The 9,701-nt window shown below is 64.8% G+C and carries 9 protein-coding genes; 7 read left to right on the top strand and 2 right to left on the bottom strand.

Annotated features, from left to right (window positions below; genetic code table 11):
- From ACILRN_RS13280 to ACILRN_RS13255, 6 genes are all read left to right on the top strand, one after another.
- Window positions 1-628: LysR family transcriptional regulator substrate-binding protein (locus ACILRN_RS13280; RefSeq protein ID WP_395689029.1), on the top strand; the 628-nt coding region annotated here is incomplete at its 5' end.
- 83 nt (window positions 629-711) lie between these two features.
- Window positions 712-1,203 (top strand): formate dehydrogenase subunit gamma, encoded by a 492-nt coding sequence (locus ACILRN_RS13275; RefSeq protein ID WP_395689027.1) that lies wholly within the window; start codon window positions 712-714, stop codon window positions 1,201-1,203.
- The gene (locus tag ACILRN_RS13270; protein ID WP_395689026.1) at window positions 1,200-2,729 is read left to right on the top strand and encodes a formate dehydrogenase beta subunit; all 1,530 of its coding nucleotides are present in this window, start codon (window positions 1,200-1,202) and stop codon (window positions 2,727-2,729) included. Before ACILRN_RS13275 ends, ACILRN_RS13270 begins: the two co-directional genes overlap by 4 nt.
- A 13-nt stretch (window positions 2,730-2,742) precedes the next feature.
- Window positions 2,743-5,625, top strand: coding sequence for a formate dehydrogenase subunit alpha (fdhF, locus tag ACILRN_RS13265; RefSeq protein WP_395689024.1), 2,883 nt, complete (start codon window positions 2,743-2,745; stop codon window positions 5,623-5,625).
- Entirely contained in the window at window positions 5,622-6,446 is an 825-nt protein-coding gene (gene fdhD, locus ACILRN_RS13260; protein ID WP_395689021.1) for a formate dehydrogenase accessory sulfurtransferase FdhD, read from the top strand. The genes fdhF and fdhD overlap by 4 nt, the downstream gene beginning before the upstream one ends.
- A 5-nt stretch (window positions 6,447-6,451) precedes the next feature.
- The gene (locus tag ACILRN_RS13255; RefSeq protein WP_395689019.1) at window positions 6,452-6,679 is read left to right on the top strand and encodes a formate dehydrogenase subunit delta; all 228 of its coding nucleotides are present in this window, start codon (window positions 6,452-6,454) and stop codon (window positions 6,677-6,679) included.
- 15 nt (window positions 6,680-6,694) lie between these two features.
- On the opposite strand, the gene ACILRN_RS13250 is transcribed toward ACILRN_RS13255, so the two are convergent.
- Window positions 6,695-7,549 carry an LssY C-terminal domain-containing protein gene (locus ACILRN_RS13250; RefSeq protein ID WP_395689017.1) on the bottom strand — a complete coding sequence of 285 codons (855 nt, stop codon included), beginning with the start codon at window positions 7,547-7,549 and terminating at the stop codon, window positions 6,695-6,697.
- Window positions 7,550-7,552: 3 nt separating this feature from the next.
- Window positions 7,553-8,026, bottom strand: a complete 474-nt coding sequence (locus ACILRN_RS13245; protein ID WP_395689014.1) for a YcgN family cysteine cluster protein — start codon at window positions 8,024-8,026, stop codon at window positions 7,553-7,555.
- Window positions 8,027-8,148: 122 nt separating this feature from the next.
- On the opposite strand from ACILRN_RS13245, the gene ACILRN_RS13240 reads away from it, so the two are divergent.
- Window positions 8,149-9,701 (top strand): transglycosylase domain-containing protein (locus ACILRN_RS13240; RefSeq protein ID WP_395689012.1); only part of this gene is annotated, 1,553 nt, incomplete at its 3' end.

Raw genomic sequence — 9,701 nt, 5'->3', positions numbered from 1 at the left:
GGGCGAGCTGTCGGGCCGCCTCGTCCTCGGCGTCATCCCCTCGGCCCTGCCCATGGTGTCGCTGCTCACCCGCGCCATGGAACAGGCCCACCCGATGGTCGAGTTCACCGTGCTCTCGCAGTCCTCCTCGGAAATCCTGCGCAACCTGCACGACCATTCGATCGAGGCCGGACTCACCTATCTCGACAACGAGCCGGTGGAAGGCCTCATGCAGCATCCGCTCTATTCCGAGCACTACTGCCTGTTCGTCGGAGAGAGTTCTCCGTACAAGGACGAATCATCCGTCACCTGGCAGCAGGCGGCGGGCGAGGCTCTCTGTCTGCTCACACCCAACATGCAGAACCGCCGCATCATCGACCGCGCCTTCGCGGCGGCGAGCGCGCACCCCTCGCCCCGGCTCGAGACCAACTCCATCATGAACCTGCTGGCTTCGGTAAAGTCGATGGGCCTGTCTTCGATCATGCCGGAATACTTCATCAACGTGCTGGGCCACCTCGAGGGCGTCCGGGCCATTCCGCTGGTCGATCCGAAGGTGGAACACAAGGTGGGCCTGGTGGGTCTGCCGCGCGAACCCCTGTCGCCCCTGGTTTCCGCCCTGTTCGCAGCCGCCCGCTCCCTCAAGTCCTGACCGGACCTGTCAATCAGCCCTGCCTATGGCTCCATAGGAGCCGTCAATTGGAATTTACAGTCAGACTGCGCCATGAAGTGGACATGTCTGGACACCATTCCCTGATTGACACCCCCCCGCGCGAGGCGACGGCCGCCCGGGAGATAGCCTTACGCTACGGCAACAAGCCCGATGCCCTGCTCGAAATCCTGCATGATCTGCAGGAGGAACTTGGTTTCGTCCCTGAAGCCGCCCTGCCCGCGCTGGCCAAATCGCTGAACCTTTCGCGTGCGGAGGTACACGGGGTCGTCACGTTCTACCACGACTACCGCCGCGAGCCGGCCGGCCGCCATGTCATCAAGGTCTGCCGGGCCGAGGCCTGCCAGGCCATGAAGGGAAATGAGCTGGCCGCCATGATCGAGCGTTTCCTCAAGATCAAGATGGGCCAGACCACGGCGGATGGCGCCATTACGCTGGAACCCGTCTACTGTCTGGGAAACTGCGCGCTTGCCCCCGCCATCATGGTGGACGGCAGGCTGGTGGGCCGGGTCGATGCCGCCCGGTTCGAGACCATCGCCGCGGAGTGCCGCTCATGACCCGGGTCTTCGTCCCGCGCGATTCGGCCGCCCGCTCGGTGGGGGCTGATGAAGTGGCAGCCGCTCTTGTCGCGTCCGGCTTTGAGGTGGTGCGCAATGGCTCCCGCGGCCTTCTCTTTCTCGAGCCCCTCGTCGAGGTCGAAACTGCTGGCGGCCGCATCGCCTACGGGCCAGTAACCAAGGCCGATGTCGCCTCGCTCATCCCCGCCCTCGAGAATGGCGGCGACCACGCCCTCCGGCTGGGCGACATTGCCCAGCACCCCTACCTGAAGAACCAGGAGCGGCTCACCTTCGCCCGTTGCGGCATAACCAATCCCGTTTCGGTGACCGACTACGAGAAGCACGGCGGCTTCGCCGGGCTGAAGAAGGCCCTCGGCCTCACCGGCGCGGCCATCGTGGCGGAGGTCACCGAATCGGGCCTGCGCGGCCGCGGTGGTGCTGGCTTTCCCACCGGCATCAAATGGAAGACGGTGCATGACGCCACGGCCGATCAGAAATACGTCTGCTGCAATGCCGACGAGGGCGATTCAGGCACCTTCGCCGACCGCATGGTGATGGAGGGTGACCCCCTTATGCTGATCGAGGGCATGACCATCGCCGGCCTCGCCGTGGGCGCCACCCGTGGCTACGTCTACATCCGTTCGGAATATCCCGATGCCATCGCCACCATGAACGAGGCGATCCACGCCGCCACCGCCGCACGATGGCTTGGCAGCAATATTCAGGGTACGGACAAATCTTTCCGCCTCGAGGTGCGCCGCGGTGCCGGCGCCTATATCTGCGGCGAGGAAACCGCCATGCTGGAGAGCCTTGAGGGCAAGCGCGGCATGGTACGGCCGAAGCCCCCGATTCCGGCGCTCGAAGGGCTGTTCGGCAAGCCCACCGTCATCAACAACGTGCTGAGCTTTGCCGCTGTGCCCTTCATCCTGGCCGAGGGCGGGGCCGCCTACAAGAACTATGGCATGGGCCGCTCGCGCGGTACCCTGCCCTTCCAGCTCGCCGGCAACATCAGGCAGGGCGGGCTCGTGGAAAAGGCCTTTGGCGTAACCCTCCGTACACTGATCGAAGAGTTCGGCGGCGGCACTTTCACCGGCCGCCCGGTGCGCGCGGTGCAGGTGGGCGGGCCCCTTGGCTCCTATCTGCCGGCCTCGCAGCTCGACATGCCGATGGATTATGAAACCTTCGCCGGCGCCCAGGCCATGGTCGGCCACGGCGGCGTCGTGGTGTTCGATGACAGCGTCGACATGGCCGCCCAGGCCCGCTTCGCCATGGAGTTCTGCGCGGTCGAATCCTGCGGCAAGTGCACGCCCTGCCGCATCGGCTCCACCCGCGGCGTCGAGGTGATCGACAAGATCGTCGCCGGCGAAAGCCGCGAAGCCAATCTCGAATTGCTGTCCGACCTCTGCCAGACCATGACCGACGGTTCGCTCTGCGCCATGGGCGGGCTCACGCCCATGCCCGTGATGAGCGCAGTGAAGCACTTCCCCGAAGATTTCGACAAGCCCTCGCGCCTTGCCGCGGAATAGGAGCCAGACCACCATGACCCTCATCAAGGAAACGGACTACGGCACGCCAGCTTCCAGCGCGGAGAAGATGGTGACGCTGGAAATCGACGGCCATGAGGTAACGGTGCCGGACGGCACCTCGATCATGCGCGCCGCGATGGAGCTTGGCACCAAGATCCCGAAGCTCTGCGCCACCGACTCGCTGAAGAGCTTCGGCTCCTGCCGGCTCTGCCTCGTCGAGATCGAGGGCCGCAAGGGCACGCCGGCCTCCTGCACCACGCCGGTGGCCCCCGGAATCAAGGTCAAGACCCAGACGCAGCGGCTGGCCCAGCTCCGCAAGGGCGTGATGGAGCTCTACATCTCGGACCACCCGCTGGACTGCCTCACCTGTGCTGCCAATGGTGACTGCGAATTGCAGGACATGGCGGGTGCCGTGGGCCTTCGCGACGTGCGCTACGGTTATGAGGGCGACAATCACGTCTTCGCCAAGCGCGCCGACGGCTCGGAAAACATCCGCTACCAGCCCAAGGACGAATCCAACCCCTATTTCACCTTCGATCCCGCCAAGTGCATCGTCTGCTCGCGCTGTGTGCGGGCCTGCGAAGAGGTGCAGGGCACCTTTGCCCTTACCATCGATGGCCGTGGCTTCGCCTCGCATGTCTCGGCCGGCATGGACGAGGACTTCCTCAATTCCGAATGCGTGTCCTGTGGCGCCTGCGTGCAGGCCTGCCCGACCGCCACGCTCTCCGAGAAATCGGTGATCGACATGGGCCAGCCGGAGCACTCGGTTGTCACCACCTGCGCCTATTGCGGTGTGGGCTGCTCCTTCAAGGCCGAGATGAAGGGCGACCAGGTTGTTCGAATGGTTCCCTACAAGGATGGCGGCGCCAATGAAGGGCACTCCTGCGTCAAGGGCCGTTTCGCCTGGGGCTACACCACCCACAAGGACCGGGTGCTGAAGCCGATGATCCGTGAACGGATCACTGATCCGTGGCGCGAAGTCTCCTGGGACGAGGCGATCAGCCATGCGGCGCTTCGCTTCCGCGCAATCCAGGAGAAATATGGCCGCGGCTCGATCGGCGGCATCACCTCCTCGCGCTGCACCAACGAAGAGGTCTTCGTGGTGCAGAAGATGATCCGCGCCGCCTTCCGCAACAACAACGTCGATACCTGCGCCCGTGTCTGCCATTCGCCCACCGGCTACGGCCTGTCGCGCACGTTCGGCACCTCGGCCGGTACCCAGGACTTCAAGTCGGTGGCCGAGTCCGACGTGATCGTGGTAATCGGCGCCAACCCCACCGATGGCCACCCGGTCTTCGCCTCGCGCATGAAGCGGCGCCTGCGCGAGGGTGCGAAGCTCATCGTCATCGATCCCCGCCGCATCGACCTCGTCGAGACGCCGCACATCCGTGCCAGTCATCACCTGCAATTGCAGCCCGGCACCAATGTGGCTGTGATCAATGCCATCGCCCATGTGATCGTCACCGAGGGCCTCGCCAACCGCACCTTCGTCGAGGAGCGCTGCGATCCCACCGAATTCGCCCGCTGGGAATCCTTCATCCGCGAGGATCGAAATTCGCCGGAAGCCACGGCGGGGGTTACCGGCGTTCCCGCCGGCGAACTGCGCGCCGCGGCCCGCCTCTACGCCACCGGCGGAAATGGCGCCATCTATTATGGCCTCGGCGTCACCGAGCACAGCCAGGGCTCGACCATGGTCATGGGCATGGCCAATCTCGCCATGCTCACCGGCAATGTCGGTCGCAACGGCGTCGGCGTCAATCCGCTTCGCGGCCAGAATAACGTGCAGGGCTCCTGCGACATGGGCTCCTTCCCGCATGAGTTTTCAGGCTACCGCCATGTCGGCGACGACATCGTGCGCCGCATGTTCGAGACGGTGTGGCAGACCCAGCTCGACAACGAGCCGGGGCTTCGCATTCCCAACATGTTCAACGAGGCTGTCGAGGGAACGTTCAAGGGCCTGTTCGTGCAGGGCGAGGACATTGCCCAGTCGGACCCCAACACCAAGCACGTGAATGACGCACTGAGCGCCATGGAATGCGTGGTCGTGCAGGATCTCTTCCTGAACGAGACCGCCGCCTTCGCGCATGTGTTCCTGCCGGGCACCTCCTTCCTCGAGAAGGACGGCACCTTCACCAACGCCGAACGCCGCATCAACCGCGTTCGCCAGGTCAAGGCGCCGATGCAGGGCAAGCATGAATGGCAGGTGGTTGCCGAGCTCGCCACCGCCATGGGTTATCGCATGCAGTATGAGAGCGCCTCCGACATCATGGACGAGATCGCGCAGGTGACCCCTACCTTCGCCGGCGTCTCCTTTGCCAAGCTTGACACGCTGGGTTCGGTGCAGTGGCCCTGCAACGACAAGGCGCCTGAGGGCACGCCGCTGATGCATGTGGGTGGCTTCGTGCGCGGCAAGGGGCGTTTCGTGGTCACCGAATTCGTGCCCACCCCGGAGCGTACCAACCGCTCCTTCCCGCTGGTCCTCACCACCGGGCGCATTCTCTCGCAGTACAATGTCGGCGCGCAGACCCGGCGCACGGCCAATGTCACCTGGCACAAGGAGGACGTGCTCGAGATCCACCCGCATGACGCCGAGCTGCGCGGCATTGCGGATGGCGCCATGGTCTCGATCACCAGCCGCATGGGCGCCACCACGCTGCGCGCCCGGATTTCCGAGCGCATGCCGCAGGGTGTCGTCTACACCACCTTCCACCATCCGGAATCAGGCGCCAACGTCATCACCACCGAATTCTCGGACTGGGCCACCAACTGCCCAGAATACAAGGTGACGGCGGTGCAGGTGACGCTCTCCAACCAGCCCTCCGACTGGCAGAAGGAGTGGGAGGAGCGCGAGGAAGAGAACAAGCGCATCGCCTCGGGCATGGTCGCCGCCGAGTGAGCGCATCATCCGCCAGAAAGCCGGTGCTCGTCGGAGCGGCGGCGCCTTCCACCTCTGTGCCAGCGGGAGGCATCCTGCACACCCTCGCGGGTGACGTGGAAACCGTCTGGCAGGTGCCGGAGGAAGTGCCGCTCAGCCTGCAGTTCAATTCGCAGGCCTATGCCGTGATGATGGGCACTCCAGCCGATTTCGAGGATTTCGCGGTGGGCTTTGCTCTCGCCGAGGGCATCATCTCCCAGGCTGCCGACGTGACGGGGTTGCTGGTCCTGCCCTCGGAGCATGGCTATGCCATCGACCTGTCGGTGCCGGAGGCGCGGATCAACCGGTCCCGCATGGCGAGGCGAAACCTGGAAGGCCGCACCGGCTGTGGCCTGTGCGGCATCGAGGACATCCGTGACGCAGTGCGCATGCCTGGCCGCGCGCTGCCAGCGGTGGCTTTGAGCCCGCAGGCCGTGGCCCGCGCCTATGAGAATCTTCCGCGCCATCAGCCGATGAGCCGTGAGAACCGCACAGTCCACGCCGCCGCCTGGTGCTCCGTGGACGGAGATATTCTGCTGGCCCGCGAGGATGTGGGCCGCCACAACGCGCTCGACAAGCTGATCGGCGCCATGGCGCGCGGTGGCCGCTCCATGGCGGATGGCTTCGTGCTGATGTCCAGCCGCTGCAGCTTCGAACTGGTGCAGAAATGCGCCATCGCCGGCATCGGCGCGCTGGCCACCGTGTCGGCGCCCACGGCACTCGCCCTGTCGCTGGCGCGCGGGGCCAAACTCAAGCTTGCGGCTCTCTCGAGCCGCGGCGTCATGATTTTTGACAAGGACTGACCGCAATGGAACAACGTGACCTGATCCGCATGGCCAACCAGATTGCCACCTTCTTTCACGGCTCCGGCCCAGAGGCCGAGGCCAGGGACGTGGCGGAGCACATCAACAAGTTCTGGGAGCCGCACATGCGCAACGCGCTGTTCGCCTATCTCGATGCGGGTGGCAAGGAACTCGACCCCGCCATCCTGAAGGCTGCCGCCCTGATCAAGCGGCCGAAGCCCGCCGCCGCCTGAACGGGTCCGGAAGGCTCAGGAAACGACCGTCGTGCCAGACCCACGACCCTGTACCGTCAGGCTCGCCACGCTGACGTCGCCATCGAAGTGGTAGTGGTTGACCCGCTTTTGCGGCAGCTCAGATCTTTCGTCATAGGCCTTGACGGGTCCGATCAGCTGTCGCGCCGTCATTTCTGAAACGATGAGGTCCCGCTCCGCATTGGTATCGGCGGCGGTCGCGTGGGTGATCTGGAACGACAGCCAGGTCAGGGCGAAACCCGTGTCCCGGGTAGCCGCCCCGATCCAGAGGGCGCGATCGCCATCGGGCGGACGGCTGGATTTCAGCCAGAAGGCCGGCGTTCCAAGCGTGTTCTCGACACGCGACAGGTTCATGCTCCAGAACCTCACGTGATGGCGCTTGCGGGGGCTGTCATCAATGGCTTTCTGGAAACCGATGTCCTGCCCGCGTCCGAACAGGTAGAGCGTGCTGAACGGAGCGCTGGGATAGGGACGATTCAGCAGGAAGGCCACTGCCATGCGCCATGAGCTGGCGAGGCCCAGGCGGTCCGCTTCGGTCCAGCCGAGGGCGGCAAAAGCCGCCCTGAGTTCCGCCAGAGTGCCGATGAGCGCCAGGTTGACCGGATCGCCCGGCAATCCGTCTCCGGCCGTGGTATATTCCGGAACGCGGCTTCGCTGCACGAACCTCAGTCCGAGGCGGATCACCCGCGGCAGCACGATGTAGGCGGCGATCCCGTAGGTCACCGCCACCGCCAGTATCCAGGGCAGCCGGTTGTCCGTGATGCGAAAGATGACGAAGACGATGATCCAGACGCTGAAAGCGCCAAGGCCCAGAATCACCGCCTGCCGCCACAGCCACCGCAGCAGTCTCATGGGTCACTCACCAGGCTTCGGGCGCCGCCGGGCTTTCGGCAGCCGCCACAGATGGTCCACGAGGTCGTCGATGCTGATCCCGTTTTCGGAATAGGCCTCGCCGGCAACCGAGATCCCGGCCTCCGCCACCGTTTCGGAACGCCCGGATACAAGCGGGTGCCACCAGGCCAGCGGCTTGCCCTCGAACAGCAGACGGTAGGCACAGGTTGCGGGAAGCCAGCCCAGCTCGCCCACATTGCCCGGCGTCAGCGCCACGCAATCGGGCACCCGGGCCTGGCGGTTGGCATAGTCGGAGCATTTGCAGGTCTCGAGATCGAGCAGCTTGCAGGCCGCGCGGGTGTAGAGGAAACGGCCCGTGTCCTCATCCTCCAGCTTGTTGAGGCAACAGCGACCGCAGCCATCGCAGAGCGACTCCCACTCGGCCCGGCTCATGGCATCGAGCGGCTTGGTCTTCCAGAAGGGCAGAGCGGCAGTCATCACCCGCTTATGCCACGGACTGGAGGATGCAAGTCAACCTTCCCGGTAGACGCAACACGCCATGGCGCGTTTTGGTCACAATCCCGGCTTAGCCTGAACCTTCCAAGAGGCTTCAGTCGCGCGTGTCCAAAGTTCCTCCCCGTGACTCCCTGGCCGGCCGGTTGTGGCGGGCCGACGGCGCCGTCAGCAGTGCCGTGTTCGAGACCTGGGATTTTCTCCGCCGCAGCCACTCCGCCTATGTGAGCTTTCTTGAACGCTTTCGCCTGCGCGGCCTCCGGCGCCTGGTGGTTGACCTGCTGGACGATGCGGCGACCTTCGGCGTGATCATCTGCTTTGGCCTGCTGGCCTATGCCCTTCCTCCATTCTCGGGCACGGGTGATGTCTGGAACCGCGGCCGCGACTATGCCGTGACCTTCACCGACGAGACAGGCGAGATCATCGGGCGGCGCGGCATCCGCCAGGATGATGCCATTCCGCTCTCCGAGATTCCGCCGCACATGATCAAGGCCGTGCTGGCCACCGAGGATGCCCGCTTCTTTGATCATTTCGGCGTCGACATCATCGGCACCTTCCGCGCCATTCTACAGAATGCCCGCGCCAACGATGTGGTGCAGGGCGGGTCCTCGCTCACCCAGCAGGTGGCCAAGAACCTGTTCCTGTCGCCCGAGCGCACCATCCGGCGCAAGGTACACGAGGCCTTCCTCGCACTGTGGATCGAAGCGCGCCTCAGCAAGGACGAAATCCTGAAACTCTACCTCGATCGCTCCTATCTGGGTGGCGGCGCCTATGGCATCGAGGCCGCCTCACAGTTCTATTTCGGCAAGTCGGTGCGCGACATCACCCTGCCGGAAGCTGCCATGCTCGCCGGGTTGTTCAAGGCGCCCTCGAAATATGCGCCGCACCAGAACCCGGCGGTCGCACGCGGCCGTGCCAACACGGTGCTCTACCGCATGCTCGATTCCGGCTTCATCACCCAGGGCGAATTGCTCGAAGCCCGCCGCGCCCCGATCATGCTTGTCGAACAGCGCATCGCCGACAGCCCCAATTGGTTTCTCGACGTCGCCTACCGCGAGACACTTGCCCTCATCGAAAGCAGGGGGCTGACGGGCGACTTCATGCTGGAGGTCAAGACCACCATCAACCTGCCACTGCAGACCGCCACCCAGACGATCATCAACGAGGAACTCGCGCTCAATGCCGAGGCCTATCACGTCAGCCAGGGAGCAGCCGTCGTCATGTCGACCGATGGCGCGCTGCGCGCTGTGGTTGGCGGCAGGGACTATGAGGCAAGCCAGTTCAACCGTGTCACGGACGCCCTGCGCCAATCTGGCTCGGCCTTCAAGCCCTTCGTCTACATGGCGGCCCTGCTCAAGGGCTATGCGCCCAGCGACGAGGTGGTGGACGGACCCGTGGCAATCGGCGACTGGGCGCCACGGAATTACAGCGGCAAGTATGCCGGCCGCACCACGCTCAGCAGCGCGCTTGCCCATTCCTACAATTCAGTGCCGGTGAAGCTGATGATCGACATCGGCCGCAACAGCATCATCGACACCGCGCATCTCGCCGGAATCCGCGGCGTGCTTGAGACCTGGGCGCCCATGGTGCTTGGCACCAGTGCGCTCTCGCTCATTGATCTGACCACGGGCTACATCAGCTTTGCCTCCGGCGGATTTGC

Origin of the sequence: Aestuariivirga sp. (assembly GCF_044238155.1) — a bacterium.
In the GTDB taxonomy this organism is placed as follows: Bacteria; Pseudomonadota; Alphaproteobacteria; order Rhizobiales; family Aestuariivirgaceae; genus Aestuariivirga.
Note: the sequence above shows the minus strand (reverse complement) of the source record. Positions and strands in the feature narration are given on the sequence as shown.

What these genes read in the sequence shown, in the direction of transcription:
- ACILRN_RS13275 (WP_395689027.1), top strand. Translation starts at nt 712, where the DNA reads ATGTCTGGACACCATTCCCTGATTGACACCCCCCCGCGCGAGGCGACG.
- ACILRN_RS13270 (WP_395689026.1), top strand. Translation starts at nt 1,200, where the DNA reads ATGACCCGGGTCTTCGTCCCGCGCGATTCGGCCGCCCGCTCGGTGGGG.
- ACILRN_RS13250 (WP_395689017.1), bottom strand. Translation starts at nt 7,549, where the DNA reads ATGAGACTGCTGCGGTGGCTGTGGCGGCAGGCGGTGATTCTGGGCCTT.
- fdhF (WP_395689024.1), top strand. Translation starts at nt 2,743, where the DNA reads ATGACCCTCATCAAGGAAACGGACTACGGCACGCCAGCTTCCAGCGCG.
- ACILRN_RS13255 (WP_395689019.1), top strand. Translation starts at nt 6,452, where the DNA reads ATGGAACAACGTGACCTGATCCGCATGGCCAACCAGATTGCCACCTTC.
- ACILRN_RS13245 (WP_395689014.1), bottom strand. Translation starts at nt 8,026, where the DNA reads ATGACTGCCGCTCTGCCCTTCTGGAAGACCAAGCCGCTCGATGCCATG.